Origin of the sequence: Pseudomonas sp. EL_65y_Pfl1_R83, from assembly GCF_963970695.1 — a bacterium.
Taxonomy (GTDB): Bacteria; Pseudomonadota; Gammaproteobacteria; order Pseudomonadales; family Pseudomonadaceae; genus Aquipseudomonas; species Aquipseudomonas tritici.
Map to the genome: position 1 here is coordinate 370,873 of NZ_CAXAQI010000003.1, position 24,424 is coordinate 395,296.

The 24,424-nt window shown below is 60.2% G+C and carries 23 protein-coding genes; 13 read left to right on the plus strand and 10 right to left on the minus strand.

Annotation, left to right across the window (positions count from 1 at the left end):
• Positions 1 to 95: 95 nt before the first annotated feature.
• From AACY08_RS06175 to AACY08_RS06185, 3 genes are read right to left on the minus strand one after another with little or no spacing between them, the layout of a single operon-like run.
• Positions 96 to 476: a DNA polymerase III subunit chi gene (locus tag AACY08_RS06175; protein WP_339468619.1), complete on the minus strand. Its 381-nt coding sequence runs from the start codon at positions 474 to 476 to the stop codon at positions 96 to 98.
• 7 nt (positions 477 to 483) lie between these two features.
• Positions 484 to 912: a DNA polymerase III subunit chi gene (locus AACY08_RS06180; protein WP_339417743.1), complete on the minus strand. Its 429-nt coding sequence runs from the start codon at positions 910 to 912 to the stop codon at positions 484 to 486.
• A gap of 51 nt (positions 913 to 963) precedes the next feature.
• A complete protein-coding gene (locus AACY08_RS06185; protein WP_339468620.1) occupies positions 964 to 2,454 on the minus strand; it encodes a leucyl aminopeptidase in 1,491 nt (496 codons plus the stop codon).
• Between the two features lie 283 nt (positions 2,455 to 2,737).
• Here AACY08_RS06185 and lptF point away from each other — a divergent pair, with 283 nt between their 5' ends.
• The 10 genes from lptF to tadA all read left to right on the plus strand — a co-directional run bounded on the left by lptF (position 2,738) and on the right by tadA (position 13,149).
• A complete protein-coding gene (gene lptF / locus AACY08_RS06190) occupies positions 2,738 to 3,856 on the plus strand; it encodes an LPS export ABC transporter permease LptF (RefSeq protein WP_339468621.1) in 1,119 nt (372 codons plus the stop codon).
• Positions 3,849 to 4,928, plus strand: a complete 1,080-nt coding sequence (lptG, locus tag AACY08_RS06195) for an LPS export ABC transporter permease LptG (RefSeq protein WP_339468622.1) — start codon at positions 3,849 to 3,851, stop codon at positions 4,926 to 4,928. The genes lptF and lptG overlap by 8 nt, the downstream gene beginning before the upstream one ends.
• Positions 4,929 to 5,079: 151 nt before the next feature.
• Positions 5,080 to 6,879, plus strand: a complete 1,800-nt coding sequence (gene lepA, locus AACY08_RS06200; protein WP_339417750.1) for a translation elongation factor 4 — start codon at positions 5,080 to 5,082, stop codon at positions 6,877 to 6,879.
• 5 nt (positions 6,880 to 6,884) lie between these two features.
• The gene (lepB, locus tag AACY08_RS06205) at positions 6,885 to 7,736 is read left to right on the plus strand and encodes a signal peptidase I (protein WP_339468623.1); all 852 of its coding nucleotides are present in this window, start codon (positions 6,885 to 6,887) and stop codon (positions 7,734 to 7,736) included.
• A 152-nt stretch (positions 7,737 to 7,888) separates the two neighbouring features.
• Positions 7,889 to 8,578, plus strand: a complete 690-nt coding sequence (gene rnc / locus AACY08_RS06210; protein WP_017136295.1) for a ribonuclease III — start codon at positions 7,889 to 7,891, stop codon at positions 8,576 to 8,578.
• Positions 8,571 to 9,473, plus strand: coding sequence for a GTPase Era (gene era / locus AACY08_RS06215; RefSeq protein WP_027604661.1), 903 nt, complete (start codon positions 8,571 to 8,573; stop codon positions 9,471 to 9,473). Before rnc ends, era begins: the two co-directional genes overlap by 8 nt.
• A gap of 157 nt (positions 9,474 to 9,630) precedes the next feature.
• Complete coding sequence (recO, locus tag AACY08_RS06220; protein ID WP_339417755.1) at positions 9,631 to 10,320, plus strand: DNA repair protein RecO; 690 nt, start codon at positions 9,631 to 9,633, stop codon at positions 10,318 to 10,320.
• A gap of 51 nt (positions 10,321 to 10,371) precedes the next feature.
• On the plus strand, positions 10,372 to 11,115 hold the full coding sequence (gene pdxJ, locus AACY08_RS06225; RefSeq protein WP_339468625.1) for a pyridoxine 5'-phosphate synthase: 744 nt from the start codon (positions 10,372 to 10,374) through the stop codon (positions 11,113 to 11,115).
• 160 nt (positions 11,116 to 11,275) lie between these two features.
• Positions 11,276 to 12,652: a multicopper oxidase family protein gene (locus AACY08_RS06230; RefSeq protein ID WP_339468626.1), complete on the plus strand. Its 1,377-nt coding sequence runs from the start codon at positions 11,276 to 11,278 to the stop codon at positions 12,650 to 12,652.
• Positions 12,652 to 13,149 carry a tRNA adenosine(34) deaminase TadA gene (tadA, locus tag AACY08_RS06235; RefSeq protein ID WP_339468627.1) on the plus strand — a complete coding sequence of 166 codons (498 nt, stop codon included), beginning with the start codon at positions 12,652 to 12,654 and terminating at the stop codon, positions 13,147 to 13,149. Before AACY08_RS06230 ends, tadA begins: the two co-directional genes overlap by 1 nt.
• 140 nt (positions 13,150 to 13,289) lie before the next feature.
• Here the strand turns inward: tadA and cmoB are convergent, their stop codons facing one another.
• From cmoB to AACY08_RS06270, 7 genes are all read right to left on the minus strand, one after another.
• The gene (gene cmoB / locus AACY08_RS06240) at positions 13,290 to 14,246 is read right to left on the minus strand and encodes a tRNA 5-methoxyuridine(34)/uridine 5-oxyacetic acid(34) synthase CmoB (protein WP_339468629.1); all 957 of its coding nucleotides are present in this window, start codon (positions 14,244 to 14,246) and stop codon (positions 13,290 to 13,292) included.
• Positions 14,243 to 14,986 carry a carboxy-S-adenosyl-L-methionine synthase CmoA gene (gene cmoA / locus AACY08_RS06245; RefSeq protein WP_339468630.1) on the minus strand — a complete coding sequence of 248 codons (744 nt, stop codon included), beginning with the start codon at positions 14,984 to 14,986 and terminating at the stop codon, positions 14,243 to 14,245. Before cmoA ends, cmoB begins: the two co-directional genes overlap by 4 nt.
• Positions 14,987 to 15,131: 145 nt before the next feature.
• The gene (locus AACY08_RS06250; RefSeq protein WP_339468631.1) at positions 15,132 to 15,554 is read right to left on the minus strand and encodes a hypothetical protein; all 423 of its coding nucleotides are present in this window, start codon (positions 15,552 to 15,554) and stop codon (positions 15,132 to 15,134) included.
• 135 nt (positions 15,555 to 15,689) lie between these two features.
• Positions 15,690 to 16,349 carry a lysoplasmalogenase gene (locus tag AACY08_RS06255; protein ID WP_339468632.1) on the minus strand — a complete coding sequence of 220 codons (660 nt, stop codon included), beginning with the start codon at positions 16,347 to 16,349 and terminating at the stop codon, positions 15,690 to 15,692.
• A gap of 1 nt (position 16,350) precedes the next feature.
• Positions 16,351 to 16,740: a protease inhibitor I42 family protein gene (locus AACY08_RS06260; RefSeq protein ID WP_339437914.1), complete on the minus strand. Its 390-nt coding sequence runs from the start codon at positions 16,738 to 16,740 to the stop codon at positions 16,351 to 16,353.
• 204 nt (positions 16,741 to 16,944) lie between these two features.
• Positions 16,945 to 19,368: an endopeptidase La gene (gene lon, locus AACY08_RS06265; protein ID WP_339435848.1), complete on the minus strand. Its 2,424-nt coding sequence runs from the start codon at positions 19,366 to 19,368 to the stop codon at positions 16,945 to 16,947.
• A 138-nt stretch (positions 19,369 to 19,506) separates the two neighbouring features.
• The gene (locus AACY08_RS06270) at positions 19,507 to 20,496 is read right to left on the minus strand and encodes a GntR family transcriptional regulator (RefSeq protein WP_339468633.1); all 990 of its coding nucleotides are present in this window, start codon (positions 20,494 to 20,496) and stop codon (positions 19,507 to 19,509) included.
• Positions 20,497 to 20,833: 337 nt separating this feature from the next.
• Between AACY08_RS06270 and AACY08_RS06275 the strand changes: the two genes are divergently transcribed.
• The 3 genes from AACY08_RS06275 to AACY08_RS06285 are packed head-to-tail and all read left to right on the plus strand — an operon-like array spanning position 20,834 to position 24,420.
• On the plus strand, positions 20,834 to 22,156 hold the full coding sequence (locus AACY08_RS06275) for an amidase (protein WP_339468634.1): 1,323 nt from the start codon (positions 20,834 to 20,836) through the stop codon (positions 22,154 to 22,156).
• Positions 22,157 to 22,167: 11 nt separating this feature from the next.
• The gene (locus AACY08_RS06280; protein ID WP_003234086.1) at positions 22,168 to 23,046 is read left to right on the plus strand and encodes a polysaccharide deacetylase family protein; all 879 of its coding nucleotides are present in this window, start codon (positions 22,168 to 22,170) and stop codon (positions 23,044 to 23,046) included.
• 33 nt (positions 23,047 to 23,079) lie between these two features.
• The gene (locus tag AACY08_RS06285; protein WP_339468635.1) at positions 23,080 to 24,420 is read left to right on the plus strand and encodes an MFS transporter; all 1,341 of its coding nucleotides are present in this window, start codon (positions 23,080 to 23,082) and stop codon (positions 24,418 to 24,420) included.
• The last annotated feature ends 4 nt before the right edge of the window (positions 24,421 to 24,424 follow it).

Consider the following 24,424-nt stretch of genomic DNA (forward strand, 5'->3'; position numbering starts at 1 on the left):
ATTCAGGAAAGCCGGCAAGTATAACGGGGGGGAGCAGTTGCAAGCTACAAGCTATGAGCTACAAGCTTGGGGGCAACTGCTCTTGCAGCTTGTAGCTAATTGCTTGTAGCTGCGGCGATCAGCCGCTCCATCCGCGCATCCAACCGACGCTTGATCTCGGTCTCGATATGCGGGGCAAAGTCGTCGATCACGTCTTGCATGATCAATTGCGCAGCGGCGCGCAGTTCGTTATCCAAGTGCAGCAGCAGGGCGTCGGGCCCTTTTTCAGCGGGAGCGGGTTCTGCTACTGCAGTGACTGCTACCGGGGCTGCGGGCTTATTACCGACCATGTCGAATAACAGCGGAATCTGTACCTCGCCATCGACCGTCTCGGTCAGCAGCGGCGGCTGCAAGTCATCATCACCCAGCAACTGGCGGATCGACTCAAGGTCGTCCAGCAGGTGGTCGTCTTTTTTTACAGAATTGGGAGTGTCCATCGTGTGCTCAAAGTCGTTGTAACCGGTGATCTTGCAGAGGATAGCCCTGTTCGCGGTAGAAACGGAAACTCTCCCGCGCGGCCTGACGAATAGCCGGATCTTCCACCACCACTTCCGCCACACGGGCGAACGCCTTGGCAAAGGGCGGTACTTTCAGGTCCAGGTTGACCAGCAGGTCCTGATGAGCGCCGCAGTTGTCGCCTAAGCCCAGCACCACCAAGCCTTCAGGTTCAGACTCGGCGGGGCCGTGGGGCACGAAGCTTTCGCCCTTGAAGCGCCATAGGCGGGCATCAAGCTCGTCACGCTGCGCAGCATCGCTGCAATGCAGGTAAATACGGTGGCCCAAGCGCCAGGCTTTTTCGGTGAGTTTGCAGGCAAAGTCCAGGCGCGCGAGCGGGTCGGCGCTGGGCAATATATAGAAGTCGACTTGGGTCATTGCGGTTCCTGAGACCGGGACGGCGTGATGGCCGTCCCGGAATCGTCAGTTTCAGGCCTTGGCGCGATCCAACAGGTATTGGGTCAGCAGTGGCACCGGACGGCCAGTGGCGCCCTTGTCCTTGCCGCCGCTGGTCCAGGCCGTGCCGGCGATGTCCAGGTGGGCCCAGTTGAAGTTTTTGGCAAAGCGCGACAGGAAGCAGGCAGCAGTGATGGTGCCGGCTTTCGGGCCGCCGATGTTGGCGATGTCGGCGAACGGGCTGTCCAGCTGTTCCTGGTACTCATCGAACAGCGGCAGTTGCCAGGCGCGGTCGTCGGCAGCCTTGCCGGCGCTGAGCAGTTGCTCGATCAGCTCGTCGTTGTTGCCCAGCAGGCCCGAGGTGTGGGAGCCCAGCGCGACGATGCAGGCGCCGGTCAGGGTGGCGATATCGATCACGGCCTGTGGCTTGAAGCGCTCGGCGTAGGTCAGGGCATCGCACAGCACCAGGCGGCCTTCGGCGTCGGTGTTGAGGATTTCGACGGTCTGGCCGCTCAGGGTCGTTACGATATCGCCCGGGCGCGCTGCGCCGCCGCTTGGCATGTTCTCGGCGCAGGCCAGGATGCACACGAGGTTGATCGGCAGTTTGAGTTCCAGCACGGCACGCAGGGTACCGAACACGCTCGCGGCGCCGCCCATGTCGTACTTCATCTCGTCCATGCCCTGGCCCGGCTTGAGGCTGATGCCGCCGGTGTCGAAGGTGATGCCTTTGCCGACCAGGGCGTAAGGCTTCTCGGACTTCTTGCCGCCGTTATATTGCATCACGATCAGGCGTGGCGGCTGGTCGCTGCCCTGGCCTACGGCATAGAACGAGCCCATGCCCAGTTCCTTGATCTTTTTCTCGTCCAGCACTTCAACTTTCAGGCCCTTGAACTCTTTGCCCAGTGCCTTGGCTTGTTCGCCCAGGAACGTCGGGTGGCAGATGTTCGGCGGCAGGTTACCCAGGTCGCGGGTGAACGACATGCCATTGGCGATTGCTGTCGCGTGGGTCACGGCGCGCTCGACTTCAGCCTGGGCCGCCTTGATGGTCAGCAGGGTGATTTTCTTCAGGGCACGCGGTTCGGCTTTCTGGCTCTTGAACTGGTCGAAGAAGTAACCGCCATCCACCAACGTTTCCGCCAGCAGGCGGGTCTTGCCGTAGCTGTCGCGGCCTTTTACGACGATTTCATCGAGTGCCAGCGCTGCATCGCTGCCGCCCAGGCCCTTGAGGGTGGTAAGGATGGCGCTGATGATCTTGCGGAAAGGGCGGTCGCCGAGTTCGGCGTCCTTGCCCACGCCCACCAGCAATACACGCTCGGCTTTAAGGTTGGGCAGGCTCTGCAGCAGCAGGCTCTGGCCGACTTTGCCGGTCAGGTCGCCGCGCTTGAGCACTGCGCTGATAGCGCCGCCGCTGAGTTCGTCGAGTTGCTTGGCGGCAACGCCGAGTTTGCGGCCTTCGCCAATGGCGACCACGAGGGTGGCGGTTTTCAACGTTTCGGGGCTAACGCTTTTTACAACCAATTCCATTTTCGGGTCCCTTATAAGGTCTATTAGCCAGGAGTCTGTACTCCGGCTTTAATACCCGGCAGCTGTGTAAACCGCCGGCGACAAAGGCCGCAGTTTGAACCTCGCCGGCGGAGCCTGACAACCCTTGCCACCAGCTTTGTGCACGTGCATGAGGTTGCGCAGTGACAGGCGCGGTCAATCACAGGATAATGCGCCATCTTTTTAGCCGGCCCTGTGTAAAGGGGCTGACTCGGTATGCTTGCTTGTTTGGCCGCCTTAGCCTGACAACCCTGGAGTGTCTGGTTTGATCGTCTTCCGTTATCTGTCCCGCGAAGTCCTGTTGACCCTGAGTGCCGTGAGTGCGGTATTGCTGGTCATCATCATGAGTGGTCGTTTCGTCAAATACCTGGCCCAAGCCGCTTCGGGCGCCCTGGACCCAGGCTCGCTGTTCCTGATTATGGGCTTTCGCCTGCCGGGCTTCCTGCAACTGATCCTGCCGTTGGGCCTGTTCCTGGGGATCCTGCTGGCATACGGCCGCCTATACCTCGAAAGCGAAATGACCGTGCTCTCGGCCACAGGCATGAGCCAGCAGCGCCTGCTGGGCATGACCATGATCCCAGCCGCCGGCGTCGCGCTGATCGTCGCCTGGCTGAGCCTGAGCCTGGCTCCCCAGGGCGCCATGCAGTTCCAGTTGGTGCTGAACAAACAAGACGCGATGACCGAGTTCGATACCCTCGAGCCAGGCCGTTTTCAGGCGCTCAATGACGGCTCTCGGGTGACCTACACCGAAACCCTGACCGACGATCGCGCTAACCTGGGCGGGGTGTTCATCTCCGAGAAGCGCCTGGGCCAGGACAAGAAGGACCGTGGTATTTCCATATTGGTAGCCGATTCGGGGCGTCAGGAAGTGCGCCCGGACGGCAGCCGCTACCTGATACTGGAAAACGGCTATCGCTATGACGGTAGCCCCGGCATGGCCGATTACCGTGCAATCCAGTACGACACCTATGGCGTGATGCTGGCGCGTCCGGATATCAGCGACGAAGTTACCGACCGTGACGCCATCCCGACCTCCGAGCTGTTCGGCAGCAAGGAGCTGCGTTCCATCGCCGAACTGCAATGGCGCATCTCCCTGCCGTTGCTAGTGTTCATCGTGACCTTGATGGCCGTGCCGCTGTCGCGCGTCAACCCGCGCCAGGGGCGTTTTCTCAAGCTGCTGCCGGCGATCCTGCTGTATATGGCGTACCTGACCATCCTGATTTCCGCCCGCGGTTCCCTGGAAAAGGGCAAGCTGTCCCCGACCCTGGGCCTTTGGTGGGTGCACGGGATCTTCCTTGTGATTGGCCTGGGCCTGCTCTACTGGGAACCCATACGTTTGAAAATGATGAGCCGTCGTGGCCAGAAGGAGTTGGCTCGTGGCTAAGCTCGATCGCTACATCGGTAGCAGTGTACTGATCGCCATCCTGGCGGTATTGGGCATCATCCTGGGCCTGGCGTCGTTGTTCGCCTTCATCGATGAAGTGGGTAACGTCAGCGACACCTATACCGTGTGGGATGTGCTCAGTTTTGTCGCGCTGACCGCGCCGCGTCGTCTCTACGAGATGATGCCGATGGCCGCGCTGATTGGCTGTCTGATCGGCCTGGGTACCCTGGCCAGCAACAGCGAACTGACCATCATGCGCGCGGCCGGGGTTTCCATCGGTCGTATCGTCTGGGCGGTGATGAAGCCCATGTTGCTGCTGATGCTGTGCAGCGTGCTGATCGGTGAATACGTCGCGCCGCCGACTGAATCCACGGCCCAGGCTAATCGTGCCTTGGCTCAGGGGTCGGGCGATGCGCAAAGCTCCAAGCGCGGTCTGTGGCACCGCCAGGGTGATCAATTTATCCACATCAATGCCGTTCAACCGGGCGGCCTGTTGATTGGCGTGACCCGCTACAACTTTGACAAAGAACGCCATCTGCTTTCGTCAAGCTTCGCCAAACGTGCGCAGTACAGTGATGAAAAGTGGCAATTGAGCGATGTCACCACCACGTATTTCCGCGATATCGGCCAAGGTGCCAAGGCCAGCACCGAAGTGATCAACGTGCCAAGCGCAGAATGGGACATCGCCCTCAAGCCGCAATTGCTCAATACCGTGGTGATGATCCCGGAAAGCCTGCCGATCTCCGGGCTTTGGAGTTACATCCACTATCTGAAGGACCAGGGCCTGAACAACGGTCGTTACTGGCTGGCATTTTGGGTCAAGGTGTTGCAACCGGTGGTGACGGCTGCGCTGGTGCTGATGGCAATCTCGTTCATCTTTGGTCCGCTACGCTCCGTAACCCTGGGCCAGCGTGTGTTTACCGGCGTGCTAGTGGGTTTCACATTCCGTATCGCCCAGGACCTGCTAGGCCCGTCGAGCCTGGTGTTCGGCTTCTCGCCGCTGTTTGCGGTGCTGGTGCCCACGGCCATCTGCGCCTTGGCTGGCTTCTGGCTACTGCGTCGAGCCGGTTGATACCACGCTTATGAACAAAAAATGCCCCGGTCCAGAGTTCGGGGCATTTTTGTTCTGGTCAGCAAAGATGACGCCTGGCCTGAGCATCAGGTACAATTCCCGGCTATTTTTCAGCGGGCAATCTGCCTGCAGCCTTTTTGAGTGTTGATCCGTGAGTGATTTGAGTCATATCCGCAATTTCTCCATCATCGCCCACATTGACCATGGTAAGTCGACGCTGGCCGATCGATTCATCCAGATGTGCGGCGGCCTTGCCGAGCGTGAAATGGAAGCCCAGGTGCTGGATTCCATGGACCTCGAACGCGAGCGCGGGATCACCATCAAGGCCCACAGTGTCACCCTGTACTACACCGCCAAAGACGGTATCAAGTACCAGCTGAACTTCATTGACACCCCGGGCCACGTCGACTTCACCTATGAAGTCAGCCGTTCCCTGGCGGCCTGCGAAGGCGCATTGCTGGTGGTGGACGCGGGTCAGGGCGTTGAAGCCCAGTCCGTAGCCAACTGCTACACCGCCATCGAGCAAGGCCTGGAAGTGATGCCGGTGCTGAACAAGATCGACTTGCCGCAAGCCGATCCTGACCGCGTCAAAGAAGAAATCGAAAAAATCATTGGCATTGACGCCACCGACGCCGTCGAGTGCAGCGCCAAGACCGGCCTGGGCGTCGACGAAGTGCTTGAGCGCCTGGTCAATACCATTCCTGCGCCAACCGGCAACTACGAAGATCCGCTGCAAGCGTTGATCATCGACTCCTGGTTCGACAACTACCTGGGCGTTGTCTCCCTGGTGCGCGTGCGCCACGGCCGTGTGAAGAAAGGCGACAAGATCCTGGTCAAATCCACCGGCAAGATCCACCTGGTGGACAGCGTCGGTGTGTTCAACCCGAAACACACTGCCACCGTCGACCTGAAAGCCGGTGAAGTGGGCTTCATCATCGCCGGTATCAAGGACATCCACGGTGCGCCGGTCGGTGACACCCTGACCTTGAGCTCCACCCCTGACGTCGATGTGCTGCCGGGTTTCAAACGCATCCAGCCGCAGGTCTACGCCGGCCTGTTCCCGGTCAGCTCCGACGACTTCGAAGACTTCCGCGAAGCCCTGCAAAAGCTGACCCTCAACGACTCGTCGTTGCAGTACACCCCGGAAAGCTCCGACGCCCTGGGCTTCGGCTTCCGCTGCGGCTTCCTCGGCATGCTGCACATGGAGATCATCCAGGAGCGCCTTGAGCGCGAATACGACCTGGACCTGATCACCACCGCGCCGACGGTTATTTTTGAGCTGGCGTTGAAAACCGGTGAAACGATTTACGTCGATAACCCGTCGAAGCTTCCAGACCTGTCTTCCATCGAAGACATGCGCGAACCAATCGTGCGCGCCAATATTCTTGTGCCACAGGAACACCTGGGCAACGTCATTACCCTGTGTATCGAAAAGCGTGGCGTACAGCACGACATGCTGTTCCTCGGTACCCAGGTGCAAGTGACCTATGATTTGCCGATGAACGAAGTGGTGCTGGACTTCTTCGACCGTCTCAAATCCACCAGCCGCGGCTATGCTTCGCTGGATTACCATTTCGACCGTTACCAGTCGGCTAATCTGGTGAAGCTGGATGTGTTGATCAACGGCGACAAGGTCGATGCCCTGGCACTGATCGTGCACAAGGACAATGCGCACTATAAAGGTCGCCAGTTGACCGAGAAGATGAAAGAACTGATTCCGCGCCAGATGTTCGACGTCGCGATCCAGGCCGCCATCGGCGGGCAGATCATTGCACGGACCTCCGTCAAGGCACTCAGAAAGAACGTACTGGCCAAATGCTACGGCGGTGACGTAAGCCGTAAGCGCAAGCTGCTTGAGAAGCAAAAGGCCGGTAAAAAACGCATGAAGCAAGTGGGCAACGTGGAAATTCCACAAGAAGCCTTCCTTGCGGTGCTCAGGTTGGATAGTTAGGTCCTATGTCACTAAATTTCCCGCTGTTGCTGGTCATCGCCGTTGCCGTTTGTGGCTTCCTGGCGTTGCTTGATCTGGTGTTCTTCGCCCCGCGTCGGCGGGCGGCTATCGCTTCGTATCAGGGCAGCGTCAGCCAGCCCGATGCCGTGGTGGTCGAGAAGCTGAACAAAGAGCCTTTGCTGGTTGAATACGGCAAGTCGTTCTTCCCGGTGTTGTTCATCGTGCTGGTGCTGCGTTCGTTCCTGGTGGAGCCGTTTCAGATCCCTTCGGGGTCGATGAAACCTACCCTGGACGTGGGCGACTTCATTCTGGTGAACAAGTTTTCCTACGGGATTCGCCTGCCGGTGATCGACAAGAAGGTCATCGAAATTGGTGACCCGCAGCGCGGCGATGTGATGGTGTTCCGCTACCCGAGCGACCCGAGCGTGAACTACATCAAGCGCGTGATCGGCCTGCCGGGCGATGTGATTCGCTACACGGGCGACAAGCGTCTGTTGATCAACGGTGAGTCGGTGGCCGAGAAGCTGCTCGGCTCTGAGCCAAGTTCCCTGGGCAGCGCCGAGCTGTACCAGGAAAAACTCGGCGCGGTAGAGCATGAGATCCGCAAGGAAATGTCGCGCTACCGCCAGCCTGGCGGTGAGTGGAAAGTGCCTGCCGGGCACTACTTCATGATGGGCGACAACCGTGACAACTCCAATGACAGCCGCTATTGGAATGATCCCAACATTCCCAAGGACCTGCTGGGCATGGTTCCCGACCAGAATATCGTCGGTAAGGCCTTTGCGGTCTGGATGAGCTGGCCGGAACCCAAACTCAGCCACCTGCCGAATTTCTCGCGGGTCGGGCTGATCAAGTAATACAGGCGGCGCTGTGAACACAGCGCCGAATGCTTTTCTGGGGCTGGGACAATTATTTGCCCGGCCCCATGCAGCACCAACCAGGATTTGAATTTGAACACTGCGTCAATCGTCGATGGCCGCCGGTGCCACCAAACAGATATGGGTAAACCGTGAGCGTTTCTTTAAGTCGTCTCGAGCGCCAGCTCGGCTACACCTTCAAGGACCAGGAATTGATGGTCCTTGCCCTCACACACCGCAGCTTTGCTGGGCGCAACAACGAGCGCCTGGAATTCCTCGGTGATGCCATCCTTAACTTTGCCGCCGGTGAGGCGCTTTTCGAACGTTTCCCTCAAGCGCGCGAAGGCCAGCTGTCGCGCTTGCGTGCACGCCTTGTGAAAGGCGAGACCCTGGCCGTGCTGGCCCGTGGTTTCGGCCTGGGTGAATACCTGCGACTGGGCTCCGGTGAATTGAAAAGCGGTGGCTTCCGTCGCGAGTCGATCCTGGCGGATGCCCTGGAAGCGTTGATCGGTGCGATCTACCTCGATGCAGGTATGGAGACGGCCAAGGAGCGCGTGGTCGCCTGGCTGGCCTCGGAAATCGAAAGCCTGACGCTGGTCGACACCAACAAAGATCCCAAGACCCGCCTGCAGGAATACCTGCAGTCCCGTGGTTGCGAACTGCCACGTTACGAAGTGGTGGATATCCAGGGTGAGCCGCATTGCCGCGTGTTCTTCGTGGAATGTGAAATCACCTTACTGAATGAAAAAAGCCGAGGTCAGGGTGTGAGCCGTCGTATTGCCGAACAGGTAGCGGCCGCTGCAGCACTGATTGCCCTGGGCGTGGAGAATGGCCATGACTGATTCAACCGCAACACGCTGTGGCTATGTTGCCATCGTTGGCCGCCCCAACGTGGGCAAGTCCACGCTGCTCAACCACATCCTCGGCCAGAAGCTCGCGATCACCTCGCGCAAGCCGCAGACGACTCGCCACAACATGCTGGGCATCAAGACCGAAGGCAGCGTGCAAGCGGTCTACGTCGACACCCCGGGCATGCACAAAGGCGGCGAGAAAGCGCTTAACCGCTACATGAACAAAACCGCTTCGGCGGCGTTGAAAGACGTCGACGTTGTGATCTTTGTGGTCGACCGCACCAAGTGGACTGATGAAGACCAAATGGTCCTCGAGCGTGTGCAATACGTGACCGGCCCGTTGATCGTCGCGCTGAACAAGACCGACCGTATCGAAGACAAAGCCGAACTGATGCCGCACCTGAGCTGGCTGCAGGAACAACTGCCAAACGCCCAGATCATGCCGATCTCGGCCCAGCACGGGCATAACCTCGAAGCGCTGGAACGCGTGATAGCAGGCTACCTGCCGGAGAACGAGCACTTCTTCCCGGAAGACCAGATCACCGACCGCAGCAGCCGTTTCCTCGCCGCCGAACTGGTCCGCGAGAAAATCATGCGCCAGATGGGGGCCGAGCTGCCGTACCAGATCACCGTCGAAATCGAAGAGTTCAAGCAGCAGGGCAAGACCTTGCACATCCATGCGCTGATCTTGGTCGAGCGTGACGGCCAGAAGAAAATCATCATTGGCGACAAGGGCGAGCGCATCAAGCGCATCGGCACCGAAGCGCGCAAGGACATGGAATTGCTGTTTGATTCCAAGATCATGCTCAACCTGTGGGTGAAGGTTAAGGGTGGCTGGTCTGATGATGAGCGTGCGTTGCGTTCGTTGGGCTACGGCGACCTGTAAACACCGCATACCTTTGTGGGAGCGGGTTTGTGTGGGAGCTGGCTTGCCTGCGATAGCATCACCTCGGTGCAATTGAAAAACCGAGGTGCCTGCATCGCAGGCAAGCCAGCTCCCACATTGGTTTGTCGCTGTTCTTAAGTTCTGCGAAGAGACTTCCATGTCCCAATCCCCGCCCCCCAGCCAACTCGCCTACGTCCTGCACAGCCGCGCCTACCGTGAGACCAGCGCCCTGGTAGACTTTCTCACGCCTCACGGTCGCCTGCGCGCGGTATTGCGCAGCGCGCGAGGCAAGGCGGGCACGCTGGCAAGGCCATTCGTGGCGCTGGACGTGGAATTTCGCGGCAAGGGCGAGTTGAAAAACGTTGGGCGGCTCGAGAGCGTCGGTACGTCGGCCTGGCTCAACGGTGATGCGTTGTTCAGCGGCCTCTACCTCAACGAACTGCTGATCCGCCTACTGCCCGCCGAAGACCCACACCCTGGCGTCTTCGATCACTACGCCGCCACCTTGCTCGCCCTCGCCGAAGGCCGCCCGCTGGAGCCGCTGCTGCGCGCCTTTGAATGGCGCCTGCTTGACGACCTGGGCTACGGCTTCGAACTCGCCAACGATCTGCACGGTGACCCCATCGCCGCCGACGGTATGTATCGTCTGCAAGTCGATGCCGGCCTTGAGCGCGTGTACCTGCTGCAACCTGGCCTGTTTCAGGGTACCGAGTTGCTGGCGATGAGCGAAGCTGATTGGAGCGCTCCGGGTGCGTTGTCCGCCGCCAAGCGCCTCATGCGCCAAGCGCTGGCCGTGCACCTGGGCGGGCGGCCGCTGGTCAGTCGCGAGTTGTTTCGAAAGCCCTGACAACCCCGTGTATGCTGTGCAGCGTTTCTTTCCCTATTCAGGAGCGCTTCCGTGACCACCAGCAATCGCATTCTTCTTGGCGTCAACATCGACCACGTCGCCACCCTGCGCCAGGCCCGGGGCACCCGTTACCCTGACCCGGTCAAGGCCGCGCTGGACGCCGAAGAAGCGGGCGCCGACGGCATCACCGTGCACCTGCGTGAAGACCGCCGCCACATCCAGGAGCGCGACGTGCTGGTGCTCAAGGACGTGCTGCAAACTCGCATGAACTTCGAGATGGGCGTCACCGAAGAAATGATGCAGTTCGCCGAGCGCATCCGCCCGGCGCACATCTGCCTGGTCCCGGAGACCCGTCAGGAACTGACCACCGAAGGCGGCCTCGACGTGGCGGGCCAGGAGGCAAGGATCAAGGCTGCGGTAGAGCGCTTGTCGAAGATCGGCAGTGAAGTGTCGCTGTTCATCGACGCCGACGAGCGCCAGATCGAAGCCTCGCGCCGTGTCGGTGCGCCGGCCATCGAACTGCACACCGGCCGTTACGCCGACGCTACTACACCGACCGAAGTCGCCGACGAACTGCAACGCATCATTGACGGTGTGAACTGCGGCCTCAAGGAAGGCCTGATCGTCAACGCCGGCCACGGTCTGCACTACCATAACGTCGAGGCCGTGGCCGCGATCAAGGGCATCAACGAGCTGAACATCGGCCACGCACTGGTGGCGCACGCGCTGTTCGTCGGTTTCAAAGGCGCGGTAGCCGAGATGAAAGCGCTGATCCTGGCCGCCGCCACGACTTAAGCCACAGCCTAAAGAACGCTGAATATCAAACGTGTGTGAGCGCCAGTGAATTCAGCCATGCGGCAATGCGGCAATGCGAAGCCTTACTGTTTAGCCGTTGCAGGTGTATCGTATCTGCCCTTTGCAGGCCCTGGGCTTGCGGCAGATACGTGAGGTTGTTGTGTCCCGATCCTTTTCCCGTCGACAAATCCTGGGTGGCCTTGCAGGCCTGGCCGTAGTGGGCGTGGGGGCCGGTGGCGCCTACCGCTACTGGCTGGGGAAAGTCGCCGAGGCTGAGGCTGGGCACGATTACGAACTGATCGCAGCACCCCTGGACGTGGAGTTGGTACCGGGCCACAAGACCGAAGCCTGGGCATTCGGCCCCTCTGCGCCGGGCACCGAGTTGCGCGTGCGCCAGGGTGAGTGGCTGCGGGTGCGCTTTATCAACCATCTGCCAGTCGCCACCACCATCCACTGGCATGGCATCCGCCTGCCGCTGGAAATGGACGGCGTGCCCTACGTCTCGCAATTGCCGGTACTGCCCGGTGAATACTTCGACTATAAATTCCGCGTGCCGGACGCGGGCAGCTACTGGTATCACCCCCATGTGAACAGCAGCGAAGAACTGGGCCGTGGCCTGGTCGGCCCGCTGATCATTGAAGAGCGCGAGCCTACCGGTTTCAAACACGAGCGCACCCTGAGCCTGAAAAACTGGCACGTGGACGAAGAGGGCGCTTTCGTGGCCTTCAGCATCCCCCGTGAAGCGGCGCGGGGCGGCACCGCCGGGCGTTTATCGACGATCAATGGCGTGTCCCAGGCGGTCATCGATCTGCCCGCCGGGCAGATCACCCGCGTGCGCCTGCTCAACCTCGACAACACCTTGACCTATCGCATCAATATTCCAGACGTCGACGCGCAGATCTACGCGCTGGACGGCAACCCTATCGAGCCGCGCCCGCTGGGCAAGGAATACTGGCTGGGCCCCGGCATGCGCATTTGCCTGGCGATCAAGGCACCGCCTGCCGGTGAAGAACTGTCGATCCGCAACGGCCCGGTGCGCCTCGGTACGTTTCGTTCGGTGGCCAACTCCGATGCACCGAGTGAGTGGCCGCCCGCATTGCCCGCCAACCCGATCAGCGAACCGGACCTGGCCAATGCCGAGAAGCTCAACTTCAATTTCGAATGGGTTGGCAGCGTTTCAGTCGATGATGGCAAGCCACCAAGCCTGTGGCAGATCAACGGCAAGGCGTGGGACATCACAGACAAAACCTGTGCCGACCGCCCGATTGCCAAGCTGGAAAAGGGCAAGAGCTACATTTTCGAATTGAAGAACATGACCCAGTACCAGCATCCGATCCACCTGCATGGCATGAGCTTCAAGGTGATCGCCTCGAACCGCCACAAGCTGATTCCTTACTTCACCGACACCTACTTGTTGGGCAAAAACGAACGCGCCCGCGTGGCCTTGGTGGCGGATAACCCGGGGGTGTGGATGTTCCATTGCCATGTGATCGACCACATGGAAACCGGCCTGATGGCCGCCATCGAGGTGGCGTGATGCGTCAGTTTCGCCCAACGGCGATCATCGACCGCAGTCGCGACCAGGACTTCATGCGTGAAGCCCTGGCCCTTGCTGCCCAGGGCGCTGCACTCGGCGAAGTGCCTGTCGGCGCAGTGCTCGTACAAGACGGCGAGATCATCGGTCGTGGCTTCAATTGCCCGATCAGCGGCAATGATCCCAGCGCGCATGCTGAAATGGTCGCCATCCGCGCCGCCGCGCAAGCGATCAGCAACTACCGCCTGATCGGCAGCACCCTGTATGTCACGCTGGAGCCGTGCAGCATGTGCGCCGGCCTGATCGTGCATTCGCGCGTTGCGCGGGTGGTGTATGGCGCGCTGGAGCCCAAGGCGGGGATAGTGCAAAGCCAGGGGCAGTTTTTTACCCAGGGATTTCTGAATCACCGGGTGTTGTTTGAGGGGGGAGTGTTGGCTGGGGAGTGTGGGGCGGTGCTGAGTGAGTTCTTCAAGGCCCGGCGGGCCAAGCCCACACTCTAAAGAACACGGGTGAGCAAATGTGCAAGCGGGCTTGCTCGCGAATACGGTGTATCAGTCACACATGTACCGACTGACCCACTGCATTCGCGATCAAGCCCGCTCCCACATTTTCGATCTCAACTTGGCAGGCAGATTGACGGTTACTTCTTGGCGATGATCACTGCGCGCATCGGCGCCGGCAGCCCTTCGATGGTCTTGCTGTGATCCTCCGGATCAAGAAAATCACTCAGCGACTGAAACTTCATCCACTCGGTCCCGCGCTGTTCTTCAACCGTGGTCACGCTCACATCCACACAGCGCACATCGCTGAACCCTGCACGGCGCAGCCACAGCATCAACGCCGGCACCGACGGCAGGAACCATACGTTACGCATTTGCGCATAGCGGTCTTCCGGCACCAGCACTTGCTGCTGATCGCCTTCCACCACCAAGGTTTCCAGGACCAGTTCACCGCCTTTGACCAGCGTGTCTTTCAGCGCCAACAAATGCTCGATCGGCGAGCGGCGGTGATAGAACACGCCCATGGAAAACACCGTGTCGAACCCTTCCAGATTCGACGGCAAGTCTTCGAACGGGAACGGCAAGTGCCAGGCGTTGGGTTCGGACAGGTAACGCCGCACCGCCTGGAACTGGCAGAAGAACAACCAGTTCGGATCGACCCCAATCACGCTGTCCGCGCCGGCGCCGAGCATGCGCCACATGTAGTAGCCATTGCCGCAGCCGACGTCAAGGATGCGCTTGCCTTTCAGATCCAGGTGCGGCGCGACCCGCGACCACTTCCAGTCCGAACGCCATTCGGTATCGACATGCACGCCGAACAGGTGGAACGGGCCTTTGCGCCACGGGCTCAGGCCCATCAGCGCAGTGTGCATTTGCGCGCGGGTAGCGTCGTCGCAATCAGTGTCCAGGGTCAGGTCATTCAGCAAATCGACTTCGCTGGGCATTATTTTCGGTAAGGCATCCAACGCACTCTGCCAACGCTCCAGGTCGCCATGACCTTTCTCCATCTTGCTATCGAGTTGCGCTTGCAGGCCCTGGGCCCAAACGGCCAAAGGAGTGCCCACCAAGTGGCGGGCAAGGGGGGAGAGATCAATCATGGCAGGGCAATCAACGAGGCAAAGTTAAGACACTGGAACCACGGCACGACTTTCGAGAACCCCGCCGCCAGCAGGCGTTCGCGGTGTTCTTCGAGGCTGTCGGGCTTCATGACGTTTTCGATGGCGCTGCGCTTCTGGGCGATTTCCAGTTCGCTGTAGCCGTTGGCGCGTTTGAACGCGATATGCAGGTCGGTGAGTAGCGCGTGTTCTTCAAGGTCATTGAAGCGCAGCTTTTCCGAGAGGATCAGCGCACCGCCCGGCAGCAGCGACTGGCGGATACGCGAGAGCAAGGCCAGGCGTTCATCCGGTGCGACAAATTGCAGGGTGAAATTGAGTGCAACCACTGAGGCCGGTTGGAATTGCAGCGCGAGTATATCGCCCTCGATAACCTCGACTGGCAGCAACTCCTGGAACATCGAATCCTGGCCATTGAGGTACTCGCGGCAGCGCTCCACCATCGCCGCCGAGTTATCCACTGCAATCACCCGGCACCCTTCGGTGCGCACATGGCGGCGCAGAGCCTGGGTCACTGCGCCGAGGGAAGAGCCCAGGTCGTACAGCACGCTGCCCGGCTGGGCAAACTGCGCCGCGAGCACGCCGAGGTTCTCGACGATGGTCGGATAACCCGGCACCGAGCGCTTGATCATGTCCGGGAACACCCGCACCACGTCCTCGTTAAAGGCGAAGTCCGGCACCTGGGGCAGGGGCTGGGCGAATAGGCGATCGGGTTCTTTGCTCACGGTTGTTCCGGCGACGAAGGGGAAAGGCCGGCATTTTAGCCAAGTTAGCCTTCGTGCGCGCGAGTTGTCTGATAAACCGCGATGTAACAGGCAGTGGTGGCTTCACCACCCCTTCGGGTTGACCGGGAGGCGGTGGAGCGCTTTGTCACTGTTTGGAGAGTGGATTCGTGCGGATATCACAATCACCGACTACGCCAATAGTGTCTTTTGGCTGAAAAAGGTTTTTTGCAGTGAAGTTGAAGTGGCACCTGTAGCGGCCATTTTCACGTTCGAAATCAACGTTCACGCTACCGCTCTGAGTCAAATAGTGCGCGGGAGCAGATTTTCCACCGGCTATGAGTGCACAAATCTGCTCGCCCGGAAAAACATAGTCGCCGTTCTGTGTATTCGACAGCATCTCAATTTCGATGATGCGCAGGGGGCCGGGTGAATTTTCCTCGACGCCTACGATAGTGATCTGCTCATTCTCATTAGTCAGGTAGACCGCGCCTGCATTGAAACTCACGACACCGTTGACGGATGCGGTCAATGTTCCCGTTGCTTCCCCGTAAGCAGTACTGGTGGTCATGATCGAACCCTCTTGAACCACTCGCCCACCGGATTGTGTGCGATGTCGTGGAACGATAGAGGCAGGCACCCATCTGCGTAACTGTTAGAAATACCAGTTCTGCAGAGGTTATTAATCTAAATAGGCGGTGTTTTTTCAATGATGCCGCGTGGGGTGTTCAGTCCGTGGATTGAGGGCAAATGCAGCCGCAGTGATCCCCCACTGTCCCAGCCAGTAAGTACTGATCAGCACATACGGCGCCGCATCGAATGCCACCACAAACCGATTGATGCCGATCAGCGTGTCGGAAAACACAAACGACAGCGCGCCTGCTGCCGCCAGCAATGCCGAGTGTTTCGGCACGTCAGTGCCCAAGCGTGCGAGCGCACGCCAGAGCATCGCACTGATCACCAGCGCATAAACCACTACCGGCATCAGCAGGTCGCCAAGGCCGTGGGAGATCAGGATGCTCAGCAGAATCGCGCCCACGCCCAGCGCCAATGCCAACGGCAACAGGGCTAAGCGGCGGCAGTCGCTGAAGTAGGCTTTGAGGTAGGCCAGGTGCGCAAACAGAAATGCGCCCAACCCAAAGATAAACAGATCGCCCGGCCAGGCGAGCAGCACATCGCCTATCAGGGAAAAGATCAAACCCAGGCTGATCCAGCGTCGATACTCGGTGGGCGGCGCATCATGCAGCCAGCCCAGCAGCGCCAGGACCGGCAGCGGCTTGACCAGCAGGCACAGCAACGTGGCATGGGTGGTCAGGCCGTAGATAAAAGTGCCGGCGCCCATCAACGCAAGAATCAGCCATGGCATATCAGTTCACCGTGATGGCGCAGTCGAACGTTTCGGCAGGTTCGGCTTCCGGCTCCCAGGGTTGCTGGGACGTCAGGCGCAAGCGCCCCTGGCCGGTCGCGAACGCCTGGAACCGCCAGGTCGACTGGCCGCCGCCACCGACCACGCCGGATTCCGAGCTGGTGTAGACCTCCGGGCTCAAGGCGCGCAACACACCGCCAGCGGAATCCTGGATGGCCCAGCGGTAACCCGTGGTGGGGTTGCTCGGCAGGGTGAGGATCAGGTTTTGTCCGGTTTTAAGCTGAAGTGGGCAGGCGCTCTGGTTGTCCACGCTGACGTTTTGCTTGGGGGCACTGGCGCAGGCTGCCAGCAGGGCAAGGCTCAAGGGGAGAAGCAGGCGAGCAGCGGTCATGAGGGCTCCGTTGATTGGCGACGAAGGGCGAGCATAACCGAAGATGGGACGAGGTGTGACTGGGTGGGATTTTGTAGTGACCGGGCCGGCCCTTTCGCGAGCAAGCCCGCTCTCACATTTCGACCGCATTCCAAAGGATTTACTCGGTCAACATGTGGGAGCGGGCTTGCTCGCGAAGAGGCCAGTTAAGGCGCTACATAACTATCAGAAGAGCACTTTAGCCACATCCGCAAACCGCTTGGCAAAGTGCACTGTCATCCCTTCCTTGAGGTACTCCGGCAACTCCTCAAAACTGCCCCGATTCGGCTCCGGCAGGATCAGCTCATGGATCTTCTGGCGCCGCGCCGCGATCACTTTCTCGCGCACCCCGCCAATCGGCAGGACATGCCCGGTCAACGTCAGCTCACCGGTCATGGCCACGCCTTTTTTCGGCGGCTGGTTACGTGCCAGCGACAACAGCGCACTGGCCATGGTCACCCCCGCACTCGGGCCGTCTTTTGGCGTGGCGCCTTCCGGCACGTGCAGGTGCACGAAAGCTTCGTCAAAGAATTTCGGATCACCGCCAAACGACTTCAGGTTCGAGCTGATGTAGCTGTAGGCAATTTCGGCGGACTCCTTCATCACTTCACCCAACTGCCCGGTGAGCTTGAAGCCGCGATTGAGCGTATGGATACGTGTCGCCTCAATCGGCAGCGTCGCGCCGCCCATGCTGGTCCACGCAAGGCCGGTGATCACACCGGTGCCGGACAGCACCTGCTCATTGCGGAACACCGGTACACCCAGTGAGCTTTCCAGGTCTTTGTTGCCAATCTTGATCACCAGGTCCGGCTTATCCAGCAGCTTGACCACGGCCTTGCGCACCAGTTTGCCCAGCTGTTTTTCCAGCTGGCGCACACCGGCTTCGCGGGCATAGCCGTCGATCAATGCGCGCAACGCGCCGTCGCTGATGGTCAGGGTGTTTTTCGACACGCCGGCTTTTTCCAGCTGCTTGGGCCACAGGTGGCGCTTGGCAATCGCGACTTTTTCTTCGGTGATATAGCCCGACAGGCGAATCACTTCCATACGGTCCAGCAGCGGGCCGGGGATGGAGTCCAGGGTATTGGCGGTGCACACGAACAGCACTTTGGACAGGTCCAGGCGCAGGTCCAGGTAGTGGTCGAGGAATTCGACGTTTTGCTCGGGGTCGAGGGTTTCCAACAGTGCCGACGCCGGGTCGCCCTGGAAGCTCTGGCCCATCTTGTCGATCTCGTCGAGCATGATCACCGGGTTCATCACTTCCACATCTTTGAGCGCCTGCACCAGCTTGCCGGGCATGGCGCCGATGTAGGTGCGGCGATGGCCCTTGATCTCGGCCTCGTCGCGCATGCCGCCGACGCTGAAGCGGTAGAAGGGCCGTCCCAGCGACTCGGCGATGGATTTACCGACGCTGGTCTTGCCCACGCCCGGCGGACCGACCAGCAGCACGATGGAACCGGCGACTTCGCCTTTATAGGCACCCACCGCGAGGAATTCGAGGATGCGACTCTTGATGTCATCCAGGCCTGCGTGGTGCTTGTCCAGCACCTTGCGCGCATGTTTCAGGTCGAGTTTATCCTCGCCAAACACGCCCCACGGCACCGAGGTGGCCCAGTCCAGGTAGTTGCGCGTCACCGCGTATTCCGGCGAGCCGGTTTCGAGGATCGACAGTTTGTTCAGTTCTTCATCGATGCGTTTTTTCGCCTGGGCCGGCAGTACTTTGCTTTCCAGGCGTTGCTCGAATTGCTCGACATCCGCACTGCGGTCGTCCTTGGTCAAGCCCAGCTCCTGCTGGATGACCTTGAGCTGTTCCTTGAGAAAGAACTCGCGCTGATGCTCGCCGATCTTGCGGTTCACTTCAGCGGAGAGTTCTTTTTGCAGGCGCGCAACTTCGACTTCTTTGCGCAGCATCGGCAGCACTTTTTCCATGCGCTTGAGCATGGGCACGCAGTCCAGCACTTCCTGCAATTCGTTACCGGTGGCCGAGGTCAACGCGGCGGCGAAGTCGGTGAGCGGCGACGGGTCGTTGGGGCTGAAGCGGTTGAGGTAGTTCTTCAGCTCTTCGCTGTACAGCGGGTTGAGCGGTAGCAGTTCCTTGATCGCATTGATCAGCGCCATGCCGTAGGCCTTGACCTCGTCGGTCGGCTCCGAGGGCTGGTGCGGGTATTCGACTTCCACCAGGTACGGTGGGCGGTGGTGCTTGAGCCAGGTCTTGATGCGCACGCGGGTCAGGCCCTGGGCCACGAATTGCAGCTTGCCGTTTTCGCGGCTGGCGTGGTGCACCTTCACCAGCGTGCCGTACAGCGGCAGGCTGGAGGTATCGAAGTGGCGCGGGTCGTCCGGCGGGGTGTCCATGAAGAACAGGGCCAGGGAGTGGTGGTCGGATTTGCTCACCAGTTCCAGGGTCTCGGCCCACGGCTCTTCATTGACGATCACCGGCAGCACTTGCGCCGGGAAGAAGGGCCGGTTGTGGATCGGGATGATGTAGACCTTGTCCGGCAGGTTTTGCCCAGGTAGGGCCAGGCCGGTGTTGGAGGACGCTTCGTGCTCGGCGTTTTCGGGATCTGCGTAGTCGTTGAGGTCGTAATCAGGGAATTCTTGCTGGTCGCTCATGGGGCACCTGCATCAGGAAGTATGGTGCTTAGATGGGGCGGGGGTGCAGTGGTTTCAATGGCAGCGGCGAGATCGCAACATATTGCATGAAATCTCGACAGCGCCGCCGCTCCCACCTCTATTCGCAACTGTGTGCGGTCAGCTGATTTTGTGCAGGTAGGCGGGCAGCGGTTGTTCTGGCAGGACTGAGAGCACTTTCAGCCGTTGCAACATGCGCTGGCGTGCTCGCTGAAGATGCTCACGCAGATTCAGCGCCGCCGCATCCACCGCGCCATGCAATAAGAGCTCAAGAATCAACCGATGTTCGGCCAACATCGCCGGATCGGCGCCGATCCCCAGCAACCGATAAAAAATCCGGCTGATGATCATCGGGCTCTGGCCCTGGCGGATCAGTGCAGCGATCTTGCGATTCTGCAGGCCGGCCAGGCAGTGCTGGTGCAAGTCTTCCTCGATCTGTTCGATGGCCTCAAGGCTGCAGTGAGGGCTGTCTTGGGCAGCCAGTACGCGTTGCAACATGGCTTCAAGCAGCTGGCGATCAAGGTGCGGTGCGCTCTGGCGCAAGGCTTCGGGTTCCAGGCAGGCGCGCAGTTCGTAGTCTTCGGTGACTTCCCGCGCCGTCAAAGGCCCCGCCAACCATTGGGAATAGGGTTCCTTTTCCACCAGGCCGCGATCGCGCAGGCGCATCAGTGCTTCACGCACCACTGCACGGCTGACGCCATAGTGGTCGGCGGCGGCTTGCTCATCCAGGCGGTAATGGCCGAAGGCAATGCAGGTGGACAGCGCCGCGCCGATTTCCTCGACGATACGTTCACCCAACGGCCGCGTATCCACCAGCTCATCCTTACCATCAAGACCCAAATGTGTATGGCTCAAGGGCAGGCGTAGCGGCTCCATCGCCAGGCCTTCGGGGTTGATCAGGTAACCCCGGCCATTGAAGCGGCAGATCAGGCCTTCGGCGTGCAGCAGGTCCAAGGCCTTGCGCACCGGTACACGGCTGGTACCGAACAGTTCGGCCAACGGCGCTTCCAGCAAAACCAGGCCGTGGCGAGCGGTGCCGTTGACGATCGCGTCACGCAACACTTGGTGAATCATCGCGTAACGAGAGGCCGAGGCGGACACTGCTTTCATCGATTTCTCTAAAGGTGGGAGGACGGTGGCCGGGGATTCTCTCATAAGTTGCACCTGTCACTCTGGGCAACGTCGATGGCACTTTTTTGGGGCCCGAACGCTGGGAATGTTACTTTTCTGCACCAAAATGTACTTATTAATAAAAGATACATTATTTCGTTGGCAGCAGCGCGCTTTGCTCTGACGAGGTTTTTTCTCGTCTATTAAAACCATCTATCCCGTTGCTCTCAGCGAAAAAACCTGACAGCGCAAAACCACCTCACAAGAGACTGGCACGAAAGCTGCCTTTGTAAAATGTACATTTTATTAATATGTACGTTTTTTGAGGGTCATCTTGATGTCAGACGCCACTTCAATGGCCGAGGATTTTGCCTGCGGTCGCAGCGATCCGGTGCAAGCCCTCGAACAGGCACTCGAAAAGGCAGGCCAGGTGTCGTCGGTATTTATCAGCCTGACCACCGAGCGTGCCCGCCGTGAAGCCGAAGCCGCCGCTGCCCGTTGGCGCGCCGGCCAGCCCTTGAGCGTGTTCGATGGCGTGCCGTTGGCCTGGAAAGACCTGTTCGATGTGGCCGGCAGCACCACCACTGCTGGCGCCGCCTATCGCCGCAATGCGCCTGCCGCTTTGCTCGACGCGCCGACCGTGGGCCTGTTGTGTCGTGCCGGGATGGTCAGTGTGGGCAAGACCAACCTCAGCGAATTGGCCTACTCAGGCTTGGGTCTGAACCCGCATTTCGGCACGCCGCACAACCCCCATGGCACTGACCAACCACGCATCCCAGGCGGTTCGTCGTCCGGTTCTGCAGTGGCCGTTGCGGCCGGGATCGTTCCCATCGCCATGGGCACCGACACCGCCGGGTCGATCCGCATCCCGTCGGCGTTCAACGGCCTGGTCGGTTATCGCAGCAGCAGCCGACGCTACAGCCGCGATGGCGTATTTCCCCTTGCCCATACCCTCGACAGCCTCGGCCCGCTGACCCGCAGTGTGCGCGACGCCTTGGCCATCGACGATTTGCTGCATGGGCGCACCCAAACCCACCATGCCCGCAGCCTCAAGGGCCAACGCTTCGTATTGGCGCAACAGGATGTCGAGCCTGCTGTGCGCAACAACCTGCTGCGTGCAGTCGAGCAACTCAAGGCCCAAGGTGCGCTGATCGAAGAGCGCGAATGCCCGACCTTCCAGGCCACTCTGGACCTGATCAACCACCACGGCTGGCTCGGCTCGTTCGAGGCCTTCGCCTTGCACCAAGGGTTGCTCGACAGCCGCGACGCCGAACAACTCGACCCTCGCGTACGCCGCCGCCTCGAAGCCGCACGTTCGCTGCCAGCCAGCCAACTGATCCACCTGACCGACGCGCGCAGCCGCCTGCAACAGCAACTGATCGATGACCTCGACGGCGCCATTCTCATCACCCCAACCGTTGCCCACGTGGCGCCCGCATTGGCACCGCTGGAAGCCGACGACGACCTGTTCGTGAAAACCAACCTTGCCACCCTGCGCCTGACCATGCCCGGCAGTTTGCTCGACATGCCCGGCGTGACCCTGCCCAGCGGCTGCGATGCCCAGGGCCTGCCCACCGGGCTGCTGCTCAGCGCACCGGCGGGAGAAGACGCACGCCTGCTGCGCGCGGCGTTGTCCGTCGAAACCGTACTTAACGTTTAAGGAGATTCATCATGGCTAAAGACATTCTCTGTGCATTTGGCGTCGACGTTGACGCCGTCGCCGGTTGGCTCGGCTCCTATGGCGGTGAAGACTCGCCGGACGACATTTCCCGCGGCTTGTTTGCCGGTGAGATCGGTGCGCCGCGCCTGCTCAAATTGTTCGAACGTTACGGCCTGCGCACCACGTGGTTCATTCCCGGCCACTCGATGGAAACCTTCCCCGAGCAGATGAAGGCGGTGGCCGACGCCGGTCACGAAATCGGCGTGCACGGCTACAGCCACGAAAACCCCATCGCGATGACCGCGGAGCAGGAGGAAATCGTCCTCGATAAATCCATCGAGCTGATCACCCAAGTGACTGGCAAACGCCCGACGGGCTACGTTGCGCCATGGTGGGAATTCAGCAAAGTCACCAACGAACTGCTGCTGAAAAAAGGCATCAAGTACGACCACAGCCTGATGCACAACGACTTCCATCCCTACTACGTGCGCAAGGGCGACAGCTGGACCAAGATCGACTACAGCCAGCACCCCGACACCTGGATGAAACCCTTGGTACGCGGTGAAGAAACCGACCTGGTGGAGATCCCGGCCAACTGGTACCTGGACGACCTGCCGCCGATGATGTTCATCAAAAAGGCCCCCAACAGCCACGGCTTCGTCAACCCGCGTCACCTCGAAGAAATGTGGCGCGACCAGTTCGACTGGGTCTACCGCGAGCACGAACACGCCGTGTTCACCATGACCATCCATCCCGATGTCTCCGGCCGTCCGCAAGTGCTGTTGATGCTTGAGCGGCTGATCGAACACATCCAGAGCCATGCCGGCGTGCGCTTCGTCACCTTTGACGAAATCGCCGACGACTTTATCCGCCGCCAACCGCGTACCTGACACCCACCCTTGCTCACCCCCTGAGGCGCGATTATGTCCATCTATAACAAGCTTGACCTGACTGGCTGGAAACCCCGGCAACTGACGTCCAAGGAAGTACGTTTCGCCACCTGGATCGCGTTTTTCGCCTGGGTGTTCGCGGTGTATGACTTCATCCTGTTCGGCACTTTGCTGCCGGAGATTGGCCGGCATTTTGGCTGGGGTGAAGTGGAGCAAGCTGAAATCGCGACGTGGGTGGCGGTGGGCACGGCGGTGGTCGCCTTTGCCATCGGCCCCGTCGTCGATAAGTTGGGGCGGCGCAAAGGTATTATTTTCACCGTGGCGGGTTCCGCGCTCTGCTCGGCACTGACTGCAATCGGCGGCGCGTGGGGCAAGTCGCCGCTGATTCTGATCCGGTCGCTGGGCGGGCTGGGCTATGCCGAGGAAACCGTCAACGCGACTTATCTGAGCGAGCTGTATGGCGCCTCGCAAGACCCGCAGTTGACCAAACGTCGCGGCTTTATCTACAGCCTGGTGCAGGGCGGCTGGCCGGTCGGTGCGTTGATCGCCGCTGGGTTGACCGCGTTGCTGTTGCCGATCATTGGCTGGCAGGGCTGCTTCATCTTTGCCGCGATCCCAGCGGTGGTGATTGCGATCATGGCGCGCAAGCTCAAGGAGAGTCCGCAGTTCCAGATCCATGAACGCATCAGCCAGCTGCGTAAAAGCGGCGCGGTGACTGAAGCACAAAATGTCGCCGAGACCTACGGCGTGGACTATGACGAACACAGCAAGGCCGGTCTCAAAGCCGCCTTCCGTGGTCCGGCGCGGCGCGCCACCCTGGTGATCGGCGCTGCGCTGTTGCTTAACTGGGCAGCTATCCAAGTGTTCAGCGTGCTCGGGACATCGGTGATCGTCAGCGTGCACCACATCTCGTTCGAGAACTCGCTGATCATCCTTGTGCTGTCGAACCTGGTGGGCTATTGCGGCTACCTCAGCCACGGCTGGATGGGCGACAAGATCGGCCGTCGCAACGTGATCGGCCTGGGCTGGATGCTCGGCGGGCTGGCGTTCGCCGGGATGCTGTTTGGTCCGAGCAATATGCCGATGGTGGTCGGGCTTTACAGCCTGGGCCTGTTCTTCCTGATCGGGCCGTACTCGGCGGCGCTGTTCTTTATCAGCGAGAGTTTCCCTACCAGCATCCGCGCCACCGGCGGCGCGATCATCCATGCCATGGGCCCGATCGGGGCAGTGGTCGCAGGTTTTGGTGCGACCCAGGTGTTGTCCGCCGGCAGCGACTGGCAGACCGCCGCGCTGTGGTTTGGCGCATTGCCGTGCTTCCTGTCCGGCGTCCTGATGTTTGCCGCGCGCCATGTGCGCCCGGAAACCGTTCAGTAAGGAG

Bases quoted from the DNA above. Each gene is read 5' to 3' on its own strand.
- AACY08_RS06175 (WP_339468619.1), bottom strand. From the start codon at position 476: ATGGACACTCCCAATTCTGTAAAAAAAGACGACCACCTGCTGGACGAC.
- era (WP_027604661.1), top strand. From the start codon at position 8,571: ATGACTGATTCAACCGCAACACGCTGTGGCTATGTTGCCATCGTTGGC.
- AACY08_RS06250 (WP_339468631.1), bottom strand. From the start codon at position 15,554: ATGACCACCAGTACTGCTTACGGGGAAGCAACGGGAACATTGACCGCA.
- AACY08_RS06180 (WP_339417743.1), bottom strand. From the start codon at position 912: ATGACCCAAGTCGACTTCTATATATTGCCCAGCGCCGACCCGCTCGCG.
- lon (WP_339435848.1), bottom strand. From the start codon at position 19,368: ATGAGCGACCAGCAAGAATTCCCTGATTACGACCTCAACGACTACGCA.
- tadA (WP_339468627.1), top strand. From the start codon at position 12,652: ATGCGTCAGTTTCGCCCAACGGCGATCATCGACCGCAGTCGCGACCAG.
- AACY08_RS06285 (WP_339468635.1), top strand. From the start codon at position 23,080: ATGTCCATCTATAACAAGCTTGACCTGACTGGCTGGAAACCCCGGCAA.
- recO (WP_339417755.1), top strand. From the start codon at position 9,631: ATGTCCCAATCCCCGCCCCCCAGCCAACTCGCCTACGTCCTGCACAGC.
- AACY08_RS06255 (WP_339468632.1), bottom strand. From the start codon at position 16,349: ATGCCATGGCTGATTCTTGCGTTGATGGGCGCCGGCACTTTTATCTAC.
- AACY08_RS06280 (WP_003234086.1), top strand. From the start codon at position 22,168: ATGGCTAAAGACATTCTCTGTGCATTTGGCGTCGACGTTGACGCCGTC.
- AACY08_RS06260 (WP_339437914.1), bottom strand. From the start codon at position 16,740: ATGACCGCTGCTCGCCTGCTTCTCCCCTTGAGCCTTGCCCTGCTGGCA.
- AACY08_RS06270 (WP_339468633.1), bottom strand. From the start codon at position 20,496: ATGAAAGCAGTGTCCGCCTCGGCCTCTCGTTACGCGATGATTCACCAA.
- AACY08_RS06275 (WP_339468634.1), top strand. From the start codon at position 20,834: ATGTCAGACGCCACTTCAATGGCCGAGGATTTTGCCTGCGGTCGCAGC.
- AACY08_RS06185 (WP_339468620.1), bottom strand. From the start codon at position 2,454: ATGGAATTGGTTGTAAAAAGCGTTAGCCCCGAAACGTTGAAAACCGCC.
- lepB (WP_339468623.1), top strand. From the start codon at position 6,885: ATGTCACTAAATTTCCCGCTGTTGCTGGTCATCGCCGTTGCCGTTTGT.
- cmoB (WP_339468629.1), bottom strand. From the start codon at position 14,246: ATGATTGATCTCTCCCCCCTTGCCCGCCACTTGGTGGGCACTCCTTTG.